The organism is Oleiphilus sp. HI0080 (assembly GCF_001635135.1).
Map to the genome: position 1 here is coordinate 1 of NZ_LWFU01000062.1, position 208 is coordinate 208.

The 208-nt window shown below is 48.1% G+C and carries 1 protein-coding gene; it reads right to left on the reverse strand.

Annotated features, from left to right (window positions below):
• A partial coding sequence (locus tag A3751_RS00800; protein WP_231876806.1) for a bifunctional hydroxymethylpyrimidine kinase/phosphomethylpyrimidine kinase occupies positions 1-182 on the reverse strand: 182 nt, incomplete at its 3' end.
• Positions 183-208: the final 26 nt, after the last annotated feature.

A 208-nucleotide genomic window follows, 5' to 3' on the forward strand; every position in this document is an offset into this window, starting at 1 on the left:
TCCAGAGCATCAGCCACTGTCTCTATCTGATCGGAAGAAGAGAACATGCCGGTTTTGATCGCTTTGATAGAGTAGTTTTGGAGCAAAGCGTCGAGTTGCGCTTTTATATGGTGGCTAGGAAGTGGCTGAATATCCGTGATGCCTAAATGCGTTTGTGCTGTCGACGCAGTAATGACGCTCATCGCATAACAGTTGTGTGCGGCAAACG